At 39.7% G+C, this 22,479-nt stretch carries 22 protein-coding genes; all 22 read left to right on the forward strand.

Going from position 1 to position 22,479, the window contains the following annotated elements; translation table 11 throughout:
* Positions 1-297 precede the first annotated feature (297 nt).
* On the forward strand, positions 298-699 hold the full coding sequence (flgB, locus tag L6421_RS03760) for a flagellar basal body rod protein FlgB (RefSeq protein ID WP_237263733.1): 402 nt from the start codon (positions 298-300) through the stop codon (positions 697-699).
* 22 nt (positions 700-721) lie between these two features.
* Complete coding sequence (flgC, locus tag L6421_RS03765) at positions 722-1,132, forward strand: flagellar basal body rod protein FlgC (protein WP_237263735.1); 411 nt, start codon at positions 722-724, stop codon at positions 1,130-1,132.
* A gap of 10 nt (positions 1,133-1,142) precedes the next feature.
* Entirely contained in the window at positions 1,143-1,835 is a 693-nt protein-coding gene (locus L6421_RS03770) for a flagellar hook assembly protein FlgD (RefSeq protein WP_237263736.1), read from the forward strand.
* Between the two features lie 106 nt (positions 1,836-1,941).
* Complete coding sequence (locus L6421_RS03775) at positions 1,942-3,540, forward strand: flagellar hook protein FlgE (protein WP_237263738.1); 1,599 nt, start codon at positions 1,942-1,944, stop codon at positions 3,538-3,540.
* A gap of 315 nt (positions 3,541-3,855) precedes the next feature.
* Positions 3,856-4,599, forward strand: a complete 744-nt coding sequence (gene flgF, locus L6421_RS03780; protein ID WP_237263740.1) for a flagellar basal-body rod protein FlgF — start codon at positions 3,856-3,858, stop codon at positions 4,597-4,599.
* Between the two features lie 18 nt (positions 4,600-4,617).
* Positions 4,618-5,409: a flagellar basal-body rod protein FlgG gene (gene flgG, locus L6421_RS03785; RefSeq protein ID WP_237263742.1), complete on the forward strand. Its 792-nt coding sequence runs from the start codon at positions 4,618-4,620 to the stop codon at positions 5,407-5,409.
* Positions 5,410-5,530: 121 nt separating this feature from the next.
* Entirely contained in the window at positions 5,531-6,259 is a 729-nt protein-coding gene (locus L6421_RS03790; protein WP_237263744.1) for a flagellar basal body L-ring protein FlgH, read from the forward strand.
* 550 nt (positions 6,260-6,809) lie between these two features.
* Positions 6,810-7,910, forward strand: coding sequence for a flagellar basal body P-ring protein FlgI (locus L6421_RS03795; protein ID WP_237263747.1), 1,101 nt, complete (start codon positions 6,810-6,812; stop codon positions 7,908-7,910).
* An 18-nt stretch (positions 7,911-7,928) separates the two neighbouring features.
* Positions 7,929-8,393, forward strand: coding sequence for a rod-binding protein (locus L6421_RS03800; RefSeq protein WP_237263749.1), 465 nt, complete (start codon positions 7,929-7,931; stop codon positions 8,391-8,393).
* A gap of 78 nt (positions 8,394-8,471) precedes the next feature.
* On the forward strand, positions 8,472-10,328 hold the full coding sequence (flgK, locus tag L6421_RS03805; RefSeq protein ID WP_237263750.1) for a flagellar hook-associated protein FlgK: 1,857 nt from the start codon (positions 8,472-8,474) through the stop codon (positions 10,326-10,328).
* Between the two features lie 4 nt (positions 10,329-10,332).
* A complete protein-coding gene (flgL, locus tag L6421_RS03810; RefSeq protein WP_237263752.1) occupies positions 10,333-11,361 on the forward strand; it encodes a flagellar hook-associated protein FlgL in 1,029 nt (342 codons plus the stop codon).
* Positions 11,362-11,437: 76 nt separating this feature from the next.
* Complete coding sequence (locus L6421_RS03815) at positions 11,438-12,715, forward strand: murein transglycosylase domain-containing protein (protein WP_237263754.1); 1,278 nt, start codon at positions 11,438-11,440, stop codon at positions 12,713-12,715.
* A 30-nt stretch (positions 12,716-12,745) separates the two neighbouring features.
* Positions 12,746-12,952, forward strand: a complete 207-nt coding sequence (locus L6421_RS03820; protein ID WP_255695519.1) for an SAF domain-containing protein — start codon at positions 12,746-12,748, stop codon at positions 12,950-12,952.
* Positions 12,953-13,043: 91 nt separating this feature from the next.
* Positions 13,044-13,664: a pseudaminic acid biosynthesis-associated methylase gene (locus L6421_RS03825; protein ID WP_237263756.1), complete on the forward strand. Its 621-nt coding sequence runs from the start codon at positions 13,044-13,046 to the stop codon at positions 13,662-13,664.
* Between the two features lie 59 nt (positions 13,665-13,723).
* Positions 13,724-16,180, forward strand: a complete 2,457-nt coding sequence (locus L6421_RS03830; protein ID WP_237263758.1) for a 6-hydroxymethylpterin diphosphokinase MptE-like protein — start codon at positions 13,724-13,726, stop codon at positions 16,178-16,180.
* 220 nt (positions 16,181-16,400) lie between these two features.
* Positions 16,401-17,222, forward strand: a complete 822-nt coding sequence (locus L6421_RS03835; RefSeq protein WP_237263761.1) for a flagellin N-terminal helical domain-containing protein — start codon at positions 16,401-16,403, stop codon at positions 17,220-17,222.
* A gap of 168 nt (positions 17,223-17,390) precedes the next feature.
* Positions 17,391-18,212 (forward strand): flagellin N-terminal helical domain-containing protein, encoded by an 822-nt coding sequence (locus L6421_RS03840; RefSeq protein WP_237263762.1) that lies wholly within the window; start codon positions 17,391-17,393, stop codon positions 18,210-18,212.
* 57 nt (positions 18,213-18,269) lie between these two features.
* Positions 18,270-18,683 carry a flagellar protein FlaG gene (locus L6421_RS03845; protein ID WP_237263764.1) on the forward strand — a complete coding sequence of 138 codons (414 nt, stop codon included), beginning with the start codon at positions 18,270-18,272 and terminating at the stop codon, positions 18,681-18,683.
* 27 nt (positions 18,684-18,710) lie between these two features.
* Positions 18,711-19,157: a flagellar protein FlaG gene (locus tag L6421_RS03850; protein ID WP_237263766.1), complete on the forward strand. Its 447-nt coding sequence runs from the start codon at positions 18,711-18,713 to the stop codon at positions 19,155-19,157.
* Between the two features lie 197 nt (positions 19,158-19,354).
* Positions 19,355-21,676, forward strand: coding sequence for a flagellar filament capping protein FliD (gene fliD, locus L6421_RS03855; RefSeq protein ID WP_237263768.1), 2,322 nt, complete (start codon positions 19,355-19,357; stop codon positions 21,674-21,676).
* 23 nt (positions 21,677-21,699) lie between these two features.
* Positions 21,700-22,134: a flagellar export chaperone FliS gene (gene fliS, locus L6421_RS03860; protein ID WP_237263770.1), complete on the forward strand. Its 435-nt coding sequence runs from the start codon at positions 21,700-21,702 to the stop codon at positions 22,132-22,134.
* Between the two features lie 5 nt (positions 22,135-22,139).
* Positions 22,140-22,427, forward strand: a complete 288-nt coding sequence (locus L6421_RS03865; RefSeq protein WP_237263772.1) for a hypothetical protein — start codon at positions 22,140-22,142, stop codon at positions 22,425-22,427.
* The last annotated feature ends 52 nt before the right edge of the window (positions 22,428-22,479 follow it).

Raw genomic sequence — 22,479 nt, forward strand, 5'->3', positions numbered from 1 at the left:
CTATTTGATTGTGATTCTGAAACCGACCAGGCCTGGTCGATTCCAAAATCTATTTTCCAACAGTTTGATTTTAATCTGTATTTCTCCTTTGTTTTTGCTAGGTGGCAATTTTTTCCTCTTTTTTACTAAAGTTTTCAGAAATCGGCCGATAACTGACGTTTTTTAAAAAACTTTAGCCTGTTTTTAGGTAAATGCGATAAAAAAATGAATTTTGGCATTGCAGTTGCTAATTCATTCTCAAATATAAAGAGGTGTCAAAGAACACACATATTGAATTGAACCAGAAGGGAAATAGTGATGGCAGAATCGATTTTTGGCATACATGAACAAGCCTTGAAGATAAGAACCCAGCGAGCGGAGCTTTTAGCTAATAACTTGGCTAATGCCGATACGCCCAATTTTAAGGCTAAAGATCTTGATTTTAGAAAGGCTTTGCAGGATGCAAGCGGCCAACTAAATAGCAATGATCAGATGAAGATGGCAAAAACGAATTCTGGTCATATTGAAGGGGATGCTTTTTCGTCAACATCTCGTTACCTGATGTATAGACAGTCCACACAACCTTCTTTAGATGGTAATACCGTTGAGACACATATCGAGAAAGCCCAGTTTATGGAAAACGCCATGCAGCAACAAGCTACTTTGGAATTTATAAACGGCAAAATCTCAGGTATTCGCGGCGCACTTCGCGGTGAGTAAATTCTAGGAAGGGGACATTATTATGTCAATGTTTAAAATTTTAGATATTTCAGCTACTGGGATGCATGCGCAAACGGTGCGTTTGAACACCATTGCCTCAAATATGGCTAACGCAGATAGTGTGAGTTCTAACAAAGATGAGACGTATAAGTCTAAACAACCGGTCTTTCAAACAATCTTAGAAGGTAGTATGAACGAACCTTCTGGTGGCGTTAGGGTTAAAGAGATTGTAGAAAGCCAGGCACCGTCAATCATGGAGTATAACCCTAATCACCCTATGGCGGATGAGAAGGGCTATATCTATAAACCTAATGTTAATGTGGTGGAAGAGATGGCGAATATGATGTCGGCTTCTCGTTCATATGAAACCAATATCGAAGTCATGAATACGTCAAAGCAATTGCTGTTACGTACCATCCAACTAGGTAAATAAGGAGTAGGTTATGGCTGATTATTTCCCAAATGTGACCTCAGGCAATACGGATTATGTCCAGGCCTTACAGCAGTCGACTAATCCTGGTGATTCTGCGCCAAGTAATGTTATGGGGCAGGCGGATTTCTTGAGATTGTTGACCACACAATTGCAAAACCAAGACCCTTCTAAACCAATGGATCCGACGGCATTTGTAACGGATTTAACGCAAATGAGCCAGCTTGAGGCGACAACCAAGATGAATGAATCTATCTTGGCAATGACGGCAAGCTTTCAAAATATGCAGACGATGCAGGCGGCTTCGATTATTGGTAAAAACGTCCAGGTTACCGGTGAAGATTTTTCCCATACTCAAGGTCAAAGTTCGCAATTTAGGTTAAATAGCGAGCTTCCTTTAACAGATGTCACGGTTGTGATTAGTGATGAGTATGGTGTTGTTAAAGAGTTGAATGTGGCTGATATGTCGGCCGGCGAAAAAACCATTGATTGGAATGGTTTGGATAATGTCGATGTTAGCCGTCCAAGCGGTGTTTATTCATTGACCGCTTATGGCACGGATGCCAATGGTGAACTACAGTCTATAGATACGGTTGTAGGTTCAAGGGTGAATTCAGTGGGTGTCAACAGTGATGGCAGTATGACGTTGACTTTGGCGACCGGTGAACGCGTTTCGATGGATACGGTTAGAGAAATAAGTGGTTGATTGGCTCAAATGCCAAACAGTACTTAAACACAATACAAAATTTTAGTTTTCACAATGAGTTCGCATAGAAAACGAGTCTCACAAGGAAAATCACAAGGAGAATATCATGGGTGCATCATATGATTTAAATGCATTAAGTGGAATAAACGCCGCATCAAGTGGTTTAGGCGTAATTTCAAACAACTTGGCTAACTCGCAATCTGTTGGATTTAAAAGCTCTAGAACGGAATTTGCCGACTTGTTTTCAGGTGCTCAAAACTCATCAGGGAACGGGGTTCGTGTTGCATCTATTACTCAAGATTTCAGTCAGGGTACAATCAATGGTACTGGGCGTGAGTTAGATATGGCGATTGATGGGGAAGGTTTTTTCATCTTGCAAGACCAAACCGGTAAATACGACAATGTTTATACTCGTAACGGCTCATTCAAACTCGATAAAGATGGGTTTTTAACGACTCAAGAAGGAAATCAGGTTCAGGGTTATCTTTTGAATGAAGCCCTATCGACTGAAACGGTTCCTGTGTTTGAAACCACGTTGAGCTCAATCGATTTGGATGCACTTAACCGTGAGCCTCGTGCAACCGATGAGATGACGTTTGATATTAACTTGGATGGCCAAGAGGTTAATAATTCCGATCCTACCAATACGGATGGCGCCACGAACTCAATCGGGATGACGGCTAATCTAAAAGCACTTGTTGACCCTGAAAATACAGGTCCTTATGCAGGTTTTCCAGATTTTTCAACCAATAAGATCATTCATGATTCATTGGGGGGCGAGCATCGTTTGACCACTAACTTCTATAAACGTGATGTGGTTAATGATACTTCGGATATCGGTCTGAATCCGGATGGTACCTATATCACCGATGGTACTGGTACAGGCGTTAAGTATACGAGTTGGATCGCCCAGTTGACGGTTGAGGATTATGATGACGCAACCGGTACTTGGATTACCAGTGGACATCAGGCTGATCCTGTAACCGGTGCTTTAGTCACAGATGGAGCGGGTAATAACCTTGCGGGTGCGATATTCGAATTGCGCTACGATACTAGCGGTAACCTGATTGATGTTCGTCGCCCAGAAGATGCAACTTTAGATGCGGCGATAGGGCATGATGACGACCACACTCCTCTGCCTGATGGCACAGCAGGTGCGGGTAATGATGGTTGGGTTTCAACCGGTTCTCTACCTGAGTTGAGTTTCGTCATCGATAATCCGTTAACCGGGGCGACAGATCCATTGGGAAGTTCAGATGGCACCAATATCAGCATATCTATGGACTTTAGGGATATGACCCAGTTCTCGGGTTCTTATAACCTTCGCGGTGTGACACAAAACGGTTTCAAAATCGGTGACTTGGTCGGTTTGAGTACCGGATTGGATGGAACGATTGAGGCGCGTTATTCAAATGGCCGTTCGATTCCTGTCGCTCGATTAGGTGTGGCCAACTTTTCAGATAAAAATGCGATGGAAAAGTTAGGTGCGCAAACCTATGCTGAAACCTTTGCTTCCGGTACTGTTCAGTTGGGTAGTCCGCAAGAAAATGGATTTGGTACGATTCAGGCGGGTTCTCTAGAGTATTCAAACGTGGATGTGGCTGGAGAATTGGTGAATATGATTCAAACGCAAAGAACTTACCAAGCCTCTGCTCAGGTAATCTCTACCTCGCAAACATTAACGCAAACTATTTTAAATCTTTAATATTTTTTACTTTTTCTGGTCTTGCCGGCAACTTTTTGCCGGCTTTTTTATATCTGATAAACCCCTACTTATAAGCTTATCGGCTCATTTCTGAATTCTTTAGTCATCATTAATGTTGTTTTTGGCATAGTCTCTGCTAAACATCCTGTGAACGAAAATAGCGTGTCAATTTTTAGACAATTCGCTAAACACACAAGGGAAACACAAGCGAGCGTAAGACTCATTTATATAAGGTGTTTCAAAAAACGGGATGAAAGTTTGTTCAGCTTTTGTCCCATCTTTGATTAGAGATCAAATTATCCTGGAGTAATTGTCATGGATCGTATGTTGTATATCGCAATGAGTGGTGCCAAAGAGGTGATGTTGTCGCAAGCCAATAACGCTAATAATTTGGCTAATGCAAATACGGACGGCTTTAAAAAAGATTTTAATGTTTTCAGAGCCCAGCATGTACAAGGACCGGGTTGGGAATCTAGAGCTTATTCATTGGATGAAAGGCCTGCTACCGACTTTACCGCAGGTGCGATTAAGGTTACCGGTAGGGATTTGGACATTGTCACCAAACAAGATGGGTTTATCGGTATACAAGCTCCCAATGGGGATGAAGCTTACGTTAGAACCGCAAGTATGCAGATTCTTGAAAATGGTGACATGGTCGATGTAAAAGGTAATCCGATTCTGAATGAGAGTGGCACGCCAATTAATGTACCTCCTGTGAAAACAATTACCATTGGTGACGATGGCACTATTTCAATTGTGCCCGCGGATTCGCCAAGCAATCAGTTGGTGGTATTGGACCGAATTCGATTGGTTAAGCCAGACCCGAAAGATTTGGAAAAAGGTTTGGATGGTTATGCACGATTGAAGGCTGATGCGCCTCCTGTACAACAGGAACAAGTAACCGTAGTCAGTGGCGCTTTGGAAAGCAGTAATGTGAATACCGCAGAAGCGCTGGTAAATATGATTGAGTTGTCTAGAAAGTATGAGATGCAAGTCAAAATGATGGCAACAACCAAAAATCATGCACAGAAATCTGATTCGATATTGTCGATTCGATAAGTTAGAGGGATAAAAAAAATGAATAGAGCATTATATGTTGCAAAAACGGGTTTAGAAGCTCAACAGTTTCGTTTAGCCGCTATTTCCAATAACATCGCAAACGCCAATACTTATGGATATAAAACTGGACGAGCAGAGTTTGATGATTTGATTTATCAGAATGTTCGTCAGCCTGGCGCTCAAGCATCACAAGATCAAGCCAATACCTTGCCTTCTGGTCTTCAGTTAGGGACGGGGGTGAAAGCCATCGGTGTGCAAAAAATCCATACGCAAGGTAACTTGATGGTAACCGATAATCAATTGGATATTGCGATTGAGGGAAAAGGTTTTTTCCAAGTTTTAGATCAAGAAGGTAACTTGATGTACACCCGTGACGGTTCATTTGAAGTGAATCAGAATGGCGATGTGGTGACATCATCGGGTTACTTGTTAGAGCCTAATATCAATATTCCGCAAGATGCAACTGAGATATCCATTACCCGTGATGGCGCTGTCTATGTTAGCCAACCTGGTAATGTCGAGCAAAACCAGGTCGGACAAATTGAATTGGCCAGCTTTATCAACCCAGCGGGTTTAGAGTCATTGGGGCATAACTTTTATTCTGAAACCACGGCAAGTGGAACTCCTAATATCAATAATCCTCAGACGGCTGAAGCAGGCGCTTTAACCCAAGGTGCGTTAGAAGCCTCTAACGTGAACACGGTGGAAGAGCTTATCGGAATGATTGAAGCGCAGCGAACTTATGAGATGAATTCTAAGGCGATATCTGCAGCAGATGGAATGATGCAGTACTTGAATAACAATACTTAAAACAATCTCTAAGACATTGAACGATTAATAGTTGAATGGCCTTATTAGAGCAATAAGAATCAAAAGAACCAGTGTGTTAAGACAGCTATAAATAAACTGGCATTAAGATAGGATTACAAAAATGAAAATAACAACAATGAAAAATTTTGGCGCTATTAGCCTTATTTTAGGTAGTGTTGTTTTGGTCGGTTGTTCTTCCGGTGCGCCAGAAAGAATGCAGAAAATAGATTATTCGCCAAGTTATCCTCTAAATATCCCTCAAGCGGCTCAGCCAGCCAACGGGTCTTTATATCAAACTGGGGCAATGACGTTATTTAATGATGCCCGTGCTCACAGAGTAGGCGATATTATCACTATTTCATTAAGTGAAAATATGACAGCCAAAAAGAAAGATGAGGCTAAGTACAATAAGTCAAACAGCCAAGATTACGGCATTACCACCCCGTTTAGTGTGACAACACCGAATAATATCATTGGCGACGCGATTAGTACCGTTACCTCTCCGTTAAAAGGGTTGAGTATAGGTTATGGTTCAGAAGGAGCCTTTTCTGGTAAAAGTGATGTTAAGCAGAACTCAAGTTTGTCCGGATCGATTGCGGTAACGGTGGTAGAGGTTATCCCGAATGGTAACTTGGTGATTCGAGGAGAGAAGTGGATAACCATTCATGATGGTGACGAGGTTGTACAGTTTGCAGGTATTATTCGCCCGGAAGACATTCAACCAGACAATACAATCTCTTCGGAAAAGGTAGCCGATGTTAGACTGGTCTATAAGGATGTAGGTATGACAGGTAATAATGCCCGTACTGGCGCAGGGACTCAATGGCTAACCAAATATTGGCCGCTTTAAGTGGGTTTTCTAAAATGATAGCATTAGTTTGAGTTGTGAAAATTTCAATGAAAATAAGTGGTTAAGGTTTTTAAAGCCAAAAAAATAGTCTAAAATGACAAATCTAATCCTACTGTTCTTTAATACTAAAGAATAGCAAAGTTTGATTACTTCAAGGTATTCAAAACTGATAAAAACCGTTTTTACCGATCTGTTTTTAAATCTCCTTTTTGCAGATCGGTTTTTTCCTTTTCAGTTTTCTCTAAATTTCAAAAAGCTACCAGGCCTGGTAACTTTGTTCTCATATTCAAAATTTTCGTAAATGCAAAAGAAATGATTTATAGAATTAACCGGCTTCAATGTGTTTTGGGTGGGTGTTGTTTTATAACGTCTTATAAACAAGTGGTTAACGGCCGTACTGTTGGTAACTTTAGTGTAAATTGTTTATTTGGCATAAGGCATGCTTTTACATACTCAGATAAAAACCATGAATTCATTAGAAATTCAGGTTTATATAACAAAAAATACGATAAACCAGAATAAATGGCCGTAACAGGCAAGGGATGTTCATATGTATAGCAGAAAAATAGTCATATTTTTGACGATACTACTGAGTTGGAGTAGTTTTAGTTATGCAGAGAGAGTCAAGGATATTGCGGATGTAGGTGGAGTTCGCTCCAACCAATTGGTCGGTTATGGCCTTGTCGTTGGTTTGAATGGTTCTGGAGATAAGACGCCTTTTGCCGAGCAGAGTTTATTGAGCATGTTGAATAAATTTGGCATCAAGGTGCCAGCTGGGGTTAAAACCAACTCTAAAAACATCGCAGCGGTGGCGGTTCACGCCGAATTACCCGCTTTTGCGAAGTCCGGTCAAAAAATTGATATTACCGTTTCATCTTTAGGTAATGCGAAAAGTTTAAGAGGCGGTACACTTTTGCTGACCCCTTTGAAAGGGGTGGATGGAAATGTCTACGCTCTAGGACAAGGTAACCTAGTTGTCGGTGGCTTAGATGCGAGTGGTGCAGATGGTTCCAGAATTACCATCAATGTGCCGAGTGTAGGGCGTATTCCTGATGGTGCTATGGTCGAGCGAACCGTCAATACAGGATTTGATTTAGGCAATACGATTACCTTAAATTTAAAAGATGCTGACTTTACTACGGCAACAAATCTGGTGAATGCGGTCAACAAAGAACTGGGTGCAGGAACTGCAAGTGCCGTTGATGCTGAAACGGTCGAGGTCATGGCGCCACGCTTGCCGAATCAACGTGTTGCCTTTTTATCGTTACTGGAAAATATTGAAGTTGTTCCAGGCGAGGGTGCAGCCAGAATTATCGTGAATTCAAGAACCGGTACCGTGGTTATCGGCCAAAATGTACGAGTCAGCCCTGCAGCCGTCACTCATGGCGGTTTGACGGTTAAGATTACCGAATCCAATGAGGTCTCTCAGCCGAATCCTTTTGCGGGGGGCAATACCGCTGTGACTCCGAATTCGGTTGTGGATGTGTCGACCAATGGAACAGGGCGCATGTTTAAGTTTCCTCAAGGGGTTTCTTTAAATGATATTGTCCAAGCGGTCAACAAGGTGGGTGCGGCGCCGGGCGATTTAGTGGCGATATTGGAAGCATTGAAACAGTCTGGTGCTTTAAAAGCAGATTTAATGATTATCTAGTCATCTAGGAGTAGAATAATGAATATAAACAGCCGTGTTGACGCCCTAGCAAACCAGAGTGTCGCTTCTAGCGAGCATCAAAACTATGCTAATCTTCAAGGTTTAGATGGTTTAAAGCAGCAAGCTAGAGAGGATCAACGCGCGGCTTTAAAGCCAGTTGCCGAACAGTTTGAAGCAATCTTTGTTCAGCAAATATTCAAAGAAGCGAGAAAAGTCAGTTTTGATGATGGTTGGCTCGATGGAAATCAGGGCGATTTTTATAAAGATTGGCACGATAAACAATTAGCGCAAGATTTAGCGGCTAAAGGAAATCTAGGATTTGCCGATAAAATAGTAGAGCAGCTTTTACCCAGTATTCCAGCGACTAAAAATATCCAACAACAAGAAGCGGTCGCGGAACAAAATACACAAGGAATCCCTGAAGAAAAACAACAACTGGTTTCTTCAACCAAAGATGCTCTAGCGTTAAGGAAAATCAAATAATTTTTGGTTTTTCAAATACTTACTCAAAAGGTAAGTCATAAATAGAATTACTATTCTGACCAGAATGAGGAATGAACTATGGCTGATATGTTAACTATCGCCTCACTATCTTTGAATACGTTCAAAAAGGCACTGGAAGTTACCAGTCATAACGTAGCTAACGTGTCTACCGAGGGGTATACAAAACAGCGTGTTATTATCCAGAGTAGCGCACCAGGTAATGCCGGTAATAACTACCAGGGTAGTGGTTCTATGGTGGGTGGAATAGAGCGTCTATATTCGGAATACCTACAAACCCAGCTTTATTCAAGTCAAAGTCTTTTAGATCGTTATGACACTCAAGCAAGCTTATCCAAACAAGTTGAGGGGATTGTTGCGAGTAACGATGAAGGTGTGCAAGAGTTCATCAATCGTTATTTTTCTTCCCTACAAGCATTATCAGATAATCCAGCTTCAACAACGAGTCGACAGCAAGTGTTGGATGAAGCGGGTAGTTTGGAAAGCCATGTCGGTAATTTAACAACGGTGCTCAATGACACCAGTGCTCAAACCAATAACCAGATTTCTGATGTTGTGACAGAGGTGAATAACCGACTTAAGTCTATTCAACAGATGAATGTGGAAATAGATAATATTCTCAAAAATACCGAAAGCACGCCAAATGACCTAATGGATCAGCGAGACCAGGCTATTTTAGAGATTAGTCAGTATATGGATATTAAAACCTACTACCATGATAATGGAGGGGTTGACCTTTATGCCGCCAATGGACGAGTACCGTTGTTGGCGAGCAATACGTTAATGCGCCTAGAAGCCAGTCGTAGTGATTATCAGGATGAAAACCGCACCGAGGTCTATGCTTATATCGGTGACCAAAAACAACTTATCAGCGATAAAATCGTTGGTGGTGAATTGGGTGGTCTTTTAGACTTTAGGGATAATATGCTCGGCCAGGCTCAAAACGATTTGGGGCTAACCTTAAATGGTATTGTCGCTTCTATGAATTGGCAGCATTATCAGGGGTATGACATAAATGGTGATGCCGGTGGAAACTTATTCCAACCCTTGTCCACTAATGCTATGGATAACCAAAACAATAAAGGTACGGTTTATGGTTCAGACATTACCGTCAGTTTTAATCCGAATGCCGGTGTGTCTGAACCGCCTTATGATGGTTTGACCGCTCTAAGTTCACAGCCCGCTACTTATGGTGATAAAGAAACTTATCTTGAGAATGCTTTCTCTGAAATAGGACAATTTCAGCCTAGAGAGTATGAGTTAATGTATAACGCATCAACGGACTCGTTTGATTTTTTTGATTACACGACTAAGCAACCAGTATTAGATAGTTCTGGAACGCCTATCTCGATAGCGAGAGGAACGGCGGCAAATGTCGAAGGTTTAAATTTTGACTTTACCGCAATCACTTCTGCGCCGGTTGATGAAGATTCTTTTTTGGTTAAACCGCATAAACAGATTTTAGAAGACTTTTCTAAAGTGATTTCAGATCCTGGTTTACTGGCTACTCGAGGTCAGAGTCCTGTTGATTCGAATTCCGATGGTAGCCTAGATGATGAAGTCCCTGCTCCAGCAGGAATTGGTGACAACGTCAACATTGCAAATATGGCAGGTTTACAATCCGCGAAAATTTTATTTTCTGGTATCGATGGTAAAGCAACCGAGAGTTTGTTAGGTGGTTACTCGAAAATGGCTTCGAATGTGGGAATGTATGTCAGGGGGACTAATATCCAGTTTACTGCCCAATCGAGTGTCCATGACGTGATGGTTACGCAGAGAGAGTCTTATTCAGGGGTTAGTTTAGATGAGGAAGCCGCTAATCTTGTCCGCTATCAGCAGGCATATGAAGCTTCTGCCCAAATTGTAGCCACGGTTCAAGAATTGTTTAGAACCTTATTAGATCTTTCAAGAGTATAGAGTCATGAGAATTTCAACGAACTTATTTCATAGTCAAGGGTTGCAGTCGATTCAAAAACATCAACAAGATGTTTTAGATGCGCAACTCAAGTTAAGTACTGGAAAGCGTATTAATGCGCCAGGAGATGATCCTGTTGCGCTTAATCAAATCCACTCTTTAAACCGCACCATGAACAGCATTGACCAATATGCAATGAATGGCGTATTCGCCAAAGCCCAATTGGTTTTTGAAGAAACGGCGATTGCAGATACAACCGATTCATTACAACGCGCGCGTGAATTAACGATTCAAATGTTAAACGGCACTTACACAGCGGAAGACCGTCAGGCTACAGGTAAAGAGATAGAGCAGATTATTTTGCAAGTACAAAATATGATGAATTACCGTAACTCTGAAGGTGAGTTGATTTTTGCCGGTAGCAGTGTGAATGCTGAAAAGGCGTTTGTTGAAGATGTCAATAATCCTGGGTATTACGCTTATATAGGTAGCCCTAATGCAGCAGGTCAGTTTGAATCCGATGGAGTTACCCCTGTTGAGGATCCATTGGCAAATTATGGATCGCGTTTTGTTCAAATTGGTTTTGATGATGATAATAAGTTAAAACCAAATGATGAGGGTGACTCTAGCCGAGTTAGAATCAGTGATAATGGACAAAAAGTTTTCGGTATCAGCACGACAACAACGTTTACCGGGACTCCTGATCAAAATATTTTGAATGTTTTAGTTGAATTGAAAAATGCCTTGAATGCCGGTTTGGAACCTCCTGCGGGAGTTGCCGAAGACTTGAAAGCGGGGATTGAGCAATTAGCAGAAGTCAGAGCCGAAATTGGTGGTAGACAAAATAGGATTCAGACACAGTTTGACGCGGGTGAGTCTTTCAAGATAGCGCTTGAAGAGCGCAGAATGGGCTTGGAAGATATGGATATTGTCGAAGGTGTTACCGAATTAACGAAAAGCCAAAATGCATTGCAGATGGCACAACAAGTTTTTTCACGTGTTCAAGACATGTCGCTGTTTAACTATTTAAGATAATATTATAAAGCTCTTTTAAGTTAACAATAAGACTTGGTATTCGTTTTGCTAAAGCCTCCTATATGGAGGTTTTTTTGTGGAAAAACAAATCAAATCAATAACAACGATTGCGTTAGTTTCAGGGCTTATTTTGCTTAGTGCCAGTTACGTTGTGCCGTTTCAAAACTGGATTTTATTGAATGCATCTGTTAATAAACCTACAGATAATCAAAGGGTTAATAGTGTTTTTTATGCTTCCGGTATTCGTGGGATGGTCTCGGAAAACAGTCTGACGAATAATGTGATGTCTTCAAATCTGGAGTTGATAGGTGAAGATAATGATATTGATGGTGTCAAAAAACAAGCATTACCTTTAGATTTGGTAGTTGGTTCAGTTAAAACTCCGTTTAATAATCTTTCTCAAGACGATGCGTTACGTGTTGAAGAGAAGTCTTTTTCTAATACCTATTCAGAAAATCTACCGAATCAAGTAAAGCCTAGAGAAATTCCTTTATTGGTTGAATTAGAGGATGAAGTTTTAGTTGAGTTTTCTGCAGACTATTCCAAAAGAGATATGCAAAAAGCGCTCTCACGATTGCTGGTTTTACCTGAACGTATTGACGCTAATCGAATGGTGGCTACAGAAGCGATCAATACCCGAATAAAACCTTATTTGTATGGGCGAGTTTTAAACGAATATAAAAAACCGATTCGTTATCCAGCCCAAGCTTTTCGTTATGCGGAATCTTTGATTTTGAACCATAGTGAGAAAGTTACCGATGAACAGGGTGATTTCGTTGTCGTAAGTATTCCTTTAACTGAATATCAGGTTCCTAATTCGGTTAAGAGTTACCAGGCCTGGGTGAATCAATACGCAAATCAATACGGTGTATCAGCAGAGTTGATTTTTGCAATTATGCATGTGGAGAGTGCTTTCAACCCTAAAGCGGTGAGCCAGTCTAATGCTCTTGGTTTGATGCAAATTAAAGCTGGTTCTGCTGGACGCGATGTGTATAAAAATATTGATCAACGAGCAGGTCAACCGACTAAAACGGAATTGTTTAATCCAAAAGAAAACATTCGATTGGGTACGGCTTATGTCAGTTTATTGAATAATGTGTATTTGAAAGATATTCGTAACTCTGAGAGTAGAGAGTTACTGACAATTTCTTCATATAACGGCGGGATTTCAACGGTGTTGAAGTTATTTGGAGCTACACCTGAAAAAGCTGTTAATAGGATTAATCAGTTGCACCCTAGGCAAGTATATCGTACCTTAAGATACAAGCATCAATCTGATGAAACCAAAAGATATATAGAAAAGGTTACTCAAGCTAAAAACCGTTATAAAGAACTTCTCAATTTTGCTGCTTAGCAATGTTGCCGATTACTTCATCAAAGCGAAATCGGTAATGTTCAATTTCGTCGATCGCTCTATTTTGTTCAAGATATTGATGCTGGAGAAATCATTACGGCTGAGCATGTTAAGAGTATTCGTCCGGGCTTTGGAATAGAGCCTAAGTATTTAGACTTGCTGATAGGTCGTAGGGTAAAACAGAGTGTAAGAAAAGGCCAGGCTGTGACTAAACAGATATTCGACCAGACCTGGTAGGAAATAGTTAAATTTTAAGTAGTGTCAAAAGGCCTAAAACAACATTATTTACAGTCTCTTTATATAGAGATAATGAGGATGGAGAGTCACGATGAGTTATAAAACCGAGCAGGAATTATTTTGGGCGGGTGAATTTGGCGATGCTTATAGTCAGCGAAATGATGGTGAACAATTACTCTTGAGTAAAATAGCACTTTTTTCAAAAATTGTGCAACGTACGGGAAGGTTGTCATCGGTAATTGAATTCGGCGCAAATATTGGCCTAAACCTCAAAGCGTTAAAGAATTTACTTCCTAATGCTGCGGTGTCTGCTGTTGAAATCAATGAGTTTGCTAAAAACCAACTAGAACAGTGGGGGGGGTGTGAAGCCATTTACCATCAGTCTGCTTTAGATTTTTCTTCTCCTAAAACCTATGAATTATCAATGGTTTTGGGGGTGCTAATTCACATCCATCCTGATGAGCTTGCCACTATGTATGCCAACTTGTATTCATCTAGTAGCCGTTGGATTTTATTATCGGAATCTTACAATCCCACTCCGGTTGCAATTGACTATCGAGGCAATGAAGGACGTTATTTTAAGCGTGATTTTGCTGGGGAAATGATGGCGCAATATCCAGATCTAAAATTGGTTGACTACGGCTTTGTTTATCGTAATGATCCAAACTTTCCTTTAGATGACACCACTTGGTTTTTGTTAGAAAAATGCTGACAATTTCATAGTAAGTGCATTCTTAGATTGCCTATAAAATCAATAAAGATGATAAAAAAATGATGCAAACACCTCAGATAGCATTAACTGAATTTAACGAAACGGTTCTTGAAAGTTACTTTCCTGACGTATTTCAACATACTCTGTCACAAACTATTTATAAAAACTTTGTTGGTTTGAGTTTGCCTGAAGATAAATTGTTTGTTGTATTGGGTACCGACTCAGGATTACTGGCAGATTACCTTTCTCAGATTGCAACGCCTGGACAACGGTTTATTTTGCTTGATCACGCTCCTGTTATTGAATGGCTTAAACAAAATAAAGAGATTAATCCTAAGATGGAACTGTACGCTTTTAATGATTTTAATTTTGAAGTGCTGTATGAAACACATCAAGATTATGTCATTAGAAATGCAATCATCTTGTTAAAGTCGCTTGTTGTAGATAGAGAAATGGATTTATACCAAGGGCTTTTTAGACGTTATGAAGAGCAATTTCAGCGCTTTAGAATCGATAGAGTGGATAACCGTGATTTTAAAAAGGTGTTTGATCAACAGCTCGAAAACGTTTGTGATTTAGTACACCCTTTACAGGTAATCAAAGACCGCCTTAAAGGAGAAGTACCCGGAATTATCTTGGGCGGAGGGCCTTCTTTAGATCAAATCATTCCATGGCTGAAAGTAAATCAGAATAAAGTTTGGATATTTGCAGCAAGTAGAATTTGTAAGAGACTGTTAAAAGAAGGGATTACCCCCGATTTTATTGCTTCGTTAGACCCTCAGCCTTTGATTTTTGAATATTCGAAGGAGATGTATCAATTTGCTGACCAGAGTATCTTAATTACTGGAGAACACCCTTATCCAAGATTAATCCAGCAATGGAAAGGTTTAAAAACCTATACTCGTCGAAGGTTTCCGTGGGCGAAAGGCAGTGAGGATAACTTTATTTCTGATGGACCCACAGTGACTAACGCTATGTTTGGCATGGCGGTCTATTTAGGCGTATCAAATCTCTATTTAGCGGGTGTTGATTTCTGTTTTACGCTAGACGGAGTGTGTCATGAATCGGGTAGTATTGAATCCCAAATGGGAATTAGGGATTACTTTGATACTCAAGCGATTAATTACAGAGGTGAAAAAGTAGGTACGAATATACAATTGTATGATGCACGCAATCTATTTGAAGAGCAATTTGCTAAGCTTTCAAAAACTTGGACTGGGTTACAAGCGCATAACTTGAACTCTGGCGCTGCGGTTGTTAACGGTATTGATTATCAATCCATTGAATCGTTAGATTTAAGTGTTGATAAATTTGATGTAGTGGATGTGTTTAAATCTGAGTTACAAGATTCTATTGAATCGCAAAAACAGTTTTTAAAGTTCTTAACCGCTGAGCTCAACCGGGCTAAGATTTGGCTTGAGCAGATTGCTAACAAAGCTAAAACAGGTGTTCACCTTACCTCTATCCTTTTCAAGGATGTTAAAAAACAGCCTGAAAGAATTAATGAAGTATTAAAGATAAAACAGCAGTTAGAAAATTATGTTGGTGTGGACTATCAAACAATGGTGAATTACGCCTATGTTGATTTTATGGAAACACTTCAGCCTGTCGAGTCAGAAGAAGCAATGTCTCAGCAAGAAATGACCAACGCCTTAATGGGTTTTTTTGGCGGCTTACAAAAAGGTTCGGAAGGATTTTTAGAGCGCATATTGTCCATTCGAAACGAGATCAACTTTAGAAAGTCTGAAATGGATTCTAGTACTCACTTTCCTGAATTAGCGCAACAGTGGTTAAATAAGGGGGTTCCTGGTCGATTTTATGTGTGGTTAGAAAGCATTGATGAGCATGGTTATGAATATTATTTGTCAAAGTTTCCTAATGAAGTTAAGGAGTTGGAATCTGCTTATGAAGAACTCGTTCACGATGAAAGAAAATTGAAGACCCGCTTTGAAAGCCGCCTGTCAGACCCTCAAGAGTATGTGTTGCAAGTCGTAAAGGCTTTTGAACAGAAAATGTTCCATCCAATAGAAAAGGTGATTCGTCAGCTTCAATCATTACCAAAAGAGCATTTTCAGGCCGTTAAGTTATTTGCAGAAGGTACTCTCTTTGAATTACAGAACCACCCTGAGCAAGCGTTAGAGAAATACTTAGAGGCTGATCCAGAAAAAACAAAAGCGTATGTTCTGCAAAGACTATTTCCTCTGGCATTTACTTTGAGTAAATACGATTTAGCTCTTGAAACTTTAGAAGTTTTGTGTCGATACGATAAAAGGTATATGCCTATTTTTGCAGACTCTTTAGCTTTGTTGGGTAATGTCGATGGTGCAATCCAAACTTACCAAGCTTATCCTTTACTTAAACAAGATACCAACGCAGTGATAAGCCTTCTTAAACTTTACGTTCAAGTAGGGCTGGTTGATTTGGCAAACACTCTGTTAAGTGAGGCTGAGGGAAGTCCCCTATTAGATCAGCAAAAACTTCAAAGCTTTGTTGATGATTTGAATACTTCATCATAAAACCCAATTCTTTTACAGGTATTTACCTGATTTGAATCACTAAGCCATTCTTCTGAATGGCTTTTTTTTTGTCCCATCTAAAAAAGTAAAAAATAATTCTAAAGTTTTTTAAATACGCACCGTTAAGGTAATTGAAGGCAAGAGACATTGCCTCAAATTAAAAAATAAATAACACAAGTAAACACACAACATACTTATTAAAAGTATAGGGAGAAATATCATGGCAATGGTAATCAACACAAACATCGCTTCTTTAAATGCAACACGCCAACTAGACCTATCTAGTCGTGAACAATCAGTATCAATGGAACGTTTGACTTCAGGTCTTCGTATTAATAGCGCAGCAGATGATGCGGCAGGTTTAGCAGTTGCAACAAGAATGACAACTCAAATCATGGGTACGGATATGGCGATTCGTAATACGAATGACGGTATCTCTCTTGCACAAACTATTGATGGTGCGGCAGAAGAAATGATGGGAATGATGCAGCGTCAACGTGAATTAGCAGTCCAGTCGTTGAACGGAACTTATTCAGCCGCCAACCGAACTGCGATGGATGCAGAGTTTAATGCGTTATCAGCTGAAATGACTCGAATCTCAAGCACAACAAAGTTTAATGGTGTATCTGTTCTTGATACTGCGGCTCAAATTGAAATTCATGCCGGTTGGGAGGATAACGCAGCAGACTCGATAGTTGTTACCGCAATTGGTGGAACAGCGATTGCAACTGCTGTAACAGCGCTAGGTGTAGACACTTCTGCAAATGCAGCTGCTGCAATTACTGGTTTAGATGGACAGATTTCAGTGTTAAATACCGCAAGATCAGGTGTTGGTGCAGTTCAAAATCGTTTAGAGCATACGGTCGCTAACTTACAAAATATTAGTGAGAACATTAGTGCATCACGTTCAAGCATTCTGGATGCTGATTTTGCAAAAGAAAGTGCTAACTTGGCTCGTACACAGGTCTTACAGCAAGCAGGTATGAGTATGTTAAGTCAAGCTAACCAAGCTTCTCAGAATGTAATGCAGTTACTGCAATAAGTAAAATTAGAGTTTATTAGGCTTTTATCAGGCCTGGTAACTAAAATTTTGAAGAGTTCTTTTTATGAGGCTCTCAAACGGAATTCGCCACCTAGTTGGCGGATAACATAAAAGTTAGAACGCCAACTAGGGCAAAACTAACATTTCTTTACAAAAAGGAGATTTATCATGGCAATGGTAATCAACACAAATGTAAGTTCTATCAATGCAACTCGTCAACTTGATGGAACAAGTCGTCAACAAGCAGTGTCAATGGAGCGTTTGACTTCTGGTCTACGTATCAATAGTGCGGCAGATGATGCGGCAGGTTTAGCAGTAGCAACCAAAATGACTTCACAAATTATGGGTACTGATCAAGCGGTGCGCAATGCGAATGATGGTATTTCTATGGCACAAACTATTGATGGTGCGGCAGAAGAAATGTCAAGCATGATGCAGCGTCAACGTGAATTAGCGGTACAATCATTAAACGGAACATACTCTGCGGCCAACCGAGCTTCAATGGATGCTGAATTTAATGCATTATCGGCTGAATTAACTCGTATTTCTTCAACAACCAAGTTTAATGGCGTGTCAGTTCTAGATACAGCTGTGTCAACTAACTTACAAGTTGGTTGGGAAGATAATGCTAATGATTCAATCAATATTACAACAATTGGTGGAACTGCGATTGCAACTGCTGTAACAGCGCTAGGTGTAGATACTTCTGCAAATGCTGCTGCTGCAATTACTGGTTTAGATGGCCAGATTTCTGTATTAAGTACAGCTCGTTCAGGTGTTGGTGCGGTTCAAAACCGTTTAGAGCACACTGTTGCTAACTTACAGAATGTGAGTGAGAATATTTCAGCAGCTCGTTCTAGCATTCAAGATGCAGACTTTGCAAAAGAAAGCGCTAACTTAGCCCGTACACAAGTGCTTCAGCAAGCGGGTATGAGTATGTTAAGCCAGGCAAATGGTAACTCACAAAACGTATTGGCTCTATTACGATAAACTTAGGTTTAGCGTGGATAGTCTAATTCACTAGTGAGCTAAATAGGAGGGATTGAGATGGACGTAAACTCTATATCATCCCCTGTACAGGGAACGAACTCTGCTCAGACTTTAGCAACATCGTCTAATGCAAATAAAGTTCCCCAACAACAGGTCGAGACCTCAGTCGTCTCTCCTAACTTGATAAAGGCTCAGCAAGAAACCCAAGAGATGTTGCAAAAACAAGTTGAACAGGTTAACTCAAGACTTGATCAACTTGGATTAGGTGTAACCTTTACGGTGGATGAAAATACTCAGTCTTCAGTAGTTAAAGTTATTGATAAAGCGACTGATGAAGTAGTTAAACAGTACCCAAATGAAGAATCGTTGAAAATGATGAAAAACATTCAAAACTATCTTGATTCGGTACAACAAAGTGGACTATCTAACAAAGAAGGTTTGACAGGTGCCTTATTCAATGAAATCATATAGATGATGAACTGAATTAAGGAGGGGGGTATGGCTGAGTTAAGCGGAATACAACCTAATAATCTGACTAAAATTCCTTTGGATGTGTCCACAACTCCCACTGCTTCTAGCGGTTTTGAGAGGGTAAGCCAGCAGGATGTTGCTCAACAAGTTGAGCAGAAGAAAGCGGGTTTTAAACAATCAACACCGCAAGAAGTGAGTGGCCAAATTGATGCAGTTGAGCTTGATAAGCAGATGAATGACTTAAATGCTCAGTTGCAAAAACTTCAAAATTATTTGAAGTTTGAAAGAGATGAAGATTCTGACAGAATGGTCATCTTCATTAAAGATAGAGAATCTGATGAAGTGATTCGTCAGATTCCTTCTCAAGAATTTTTAGCTATATCAAAAAGTATTGGACAATACTTAGAGATGAGCAAACAGGTTTCTGAAAAGATATTGCCACCCATTGGTTTGTTGACCAATGAAACTGTATAAAACAGGTGGTACCATTTCCCTTGTGTGTTTAGCGGCCTTTTGGCCGCTTTTTTTATTTTTAGCCCTAGAATTCTTAAAGTTTTTTATTTTTAGCCGTTATAGAAGTTATAACAAAAGATAAGTTGGCATTTTTGGTGCTAATGTTATTCTGAGATAAAATAAATTAAAATTCTTTTTCCCCGACCAGGAGCGCTGTTATGGCAAATGAAATTGGTACAACGCTTTTAAATACGTTAACAAATAGCACATTTGATATTGGTAATATGGCTAAAGTCATGGCTGAGGCTGAGGTAGCAGGGCCTCGTTCAATTGTGGAAAAGAGCCAAACTAAGGTAAATACAGAGTTAAGTGCATTGAAGTATTTAGAATCTAATATTACCGCTTTTCAAAGTTATTTAACGGACTTATCTTCCCCGAACCTATTTCAAAGTAGACAAGCTCAGTCTTCTAATGAGTCTGTTTTTACAGTTCAAACTAATGGAGTGCCTGTAACGGGCTCTTACCAAATTGAATCTGTACAAATTGCTAAAGCGCACACCTTGGTTGGTAATCAAACATATAGCTCAGCTTCAGATCTTATTTCAACAGGCAATTTGACTATTAGTGTTGGAGGGCAAACCCAAAATATACTTATTGATAATACAAACAACACCCTTGAAGGATTACAAAATATTATTAATAACGGTGATTACGGAGTTAATGCCTCGATTATTAATAATGGTGGTAGCTATCAAATTATGTTTTCGTCTAAAAATACTGGCGCAGCATCGGAAATATCTATTAGTGGGATTGTCGATTTTGATGTAAATGGCCTTACCACGACCACTGAAGCTCAAAATGCGGTTTTAAGCGTAAATGGATTGAATATTTCTAGTGCTACAAATACATTTAGTGAAGTTATTGACGGTTTAGAGATTAAATTAAATTCAGCTTCTCCAGGAACAACACAAAGCCTGACCGTAAATTCAGATTCGGAAAAAATTACCAATACAGTTCTAGATTTTGTTGATGTTTACAATCAATTAGATACGATTTTGGATGATTTAGGTTCTTATAAGCAGCTTACTCCGGAAGAAGAAACGATGGAGGATTATGCTTTTTTTGGTGATTTAGCAGGCAGTTCACTACTTAGAAGTTTAAAAGAACAGTTAAGAAGTTCGCTTAGCGGAGCCATTCCAGAATTAACCGATCCAAATACCCTTGCTTCAGTAGGGATCTCTTTTGATAAAGAGGGAAAACTTTCGGTAGATAGTGCTGTATTAGATAATTTAGTGAGTTCCAATTTAGATGCTTTATCCAGCGTTTTTTCAAAAAGTGGTCAGACAACGGATTCATTGATGAATGTTATTGGTGGCAGTGATGAGACTTTAGCTGGTACTTACGCGATTGATGTGACACAGCTTGCTGAAAGGGCAACTGTTACCGGTGGTAATGTTGTATATGCTGCCAATGAATATCGTGTTGCTGGAAGTTCTGTACAAGATCCTGTTGCCGCTTTGACTATTGAGGCGGGTTCATCCTTTGATATCTCTTTTAATGGCGGGGCTGTTTCTACTATTAATCTTACTTCTGGAAGCTATGGCTCTAGAGATTTAGTGGCAGCACAGATGCAAGCGGATATAAGTGCACAAACAGGACAGTCAGTTTTAGTAGCTTATGATTCATCGCAGTCACGTTTTGAAATTTCGAGTTCGACTGGAACGCTGGATATATCAGCAGCCACATTATTGCAGAATCAAGGTTTTTTAGCCGGAAACTATGCAAGTGAACAGTTAATTGATATTGCTACAGACGCCAGTTTTGATGTTTCTATCGATGGTTCAACTGCAGCATCTGCGGTTATTTCAGCGGACAAATACACTTTAAGTGAGTTAGCCGAAACTATGCGTAGCTCAATAAATAATTTGAGTGAAGTCTCTGCGTTAGGGGCGAGTATTAATATTGCTACCGCAGGTGATGCTTTAACGATAACTTCAGGTCGATATGGTTTTGCTTCAAATGTTTCGTTAACGAATTTTTTGAACTTCGGGAACGCGGGTTTAGCTACTGATTTAATTGATGCTGGGCAAAATATTGATGGTACGATTACTACGGCAAGTGGTAGTTTAAGCTTAGGGGCATACGCAGATAGTGATGATGGTCGTAAGGTTAAAATTTCCGATTATGCTGTTATTGGTACGACAGCCGCTGAAGTAAGGGGGTTAGAGTTTGAAATTCTTGGTGGCGCAATTGGCTCAAGAGGTGATATCGTCTTTTCCCAAGGTTTTGCAAGTCGAGTAAATGACACAATAGGACGTTTGCTAGATAGTGAAAACGGTCTTGTTACAGACAGAATGGATTCATTGACTAAACGGGTTAGTGAGCTAAATGATAAAAATGACAAGCTAGATGCGCGTTATGAAAAAATGTTATTGAAATATCAACTTCAATTTTCTTCATTGCAGTCGTTATTGTCTAGTTCACAACAAACAAGTGACTTTCTAACTGCAACATTCTCAAATAATAACAATAATAACTAAGATTGTTTGAATAGGTGAAAAATATGAACATGGCAATGAAAAAACAGTTTGTTCAACAATACGCTAATACATATGTAGAAACAGCTGTTTCTGAGGCAACACCTCATAAATTGGTTGAAATGCTTTATGATGGCGCTTTGAAAAATATGAATCTTGCAAAAGTATTTATGTTGCAAAAGGATTTTGAAAAAAAATCTACCCATATAAATAAGGCATTGGCGATTTTAGCCTCACTAAGAACTTGTGTTGATTTGGAGAAAGGAGGGGACATAGCTAAGAATTTATATGATTTATATGAGTACTGTTATCGTCGTTTATTTGAATCGTCACTAAAAAATGATACAGAAATTGTTGATGAGGTGATTTCTCATATCAGCACGGTTAGCGAAGCTTGGAAAATGATGCCTGATAATATTAAGAAGGTTTCAAAAGAGCAAATTGATAAAATCAAAGTTTAAGTTTAATGACTTTACAAAATACCAAAATATCCTTGTTGGCGCACTCAAAGAACATGCTGTTATCCGCGCAGAGAGCCGATTGGCAGAGGTTTTCAGAGTTAGATTCTGAGTGGCTGAAAATGCTGGAAACAGCAGTAAATAAATATGGACAACAAGTTGAAGATATTAGTTTAGAGCTGTTGGCTGATAATGTACAAATACAAGAATTAATCGAAAAAGAACAGAGGCTAATCCTAAGGAATCTACAAAACGATACTAAAAATATGGTTTCAGTTAAAACTTACTTAAAATAAACCTACAAAAAATGTTGCCAAAATTTTGACATCGCTATCAAAGCAGTATATA

The organism is Thiomicrorhabdus immobilis (assembly GCF_021654855.1).
Lineage (GTDB): Bacteria > Pseudomonadota > Gammaproteobacteria > Thiomicrospirales > Thiomicrospiraceae > Thiomicrorhabdus > Thiomicrorhabdus immobilis.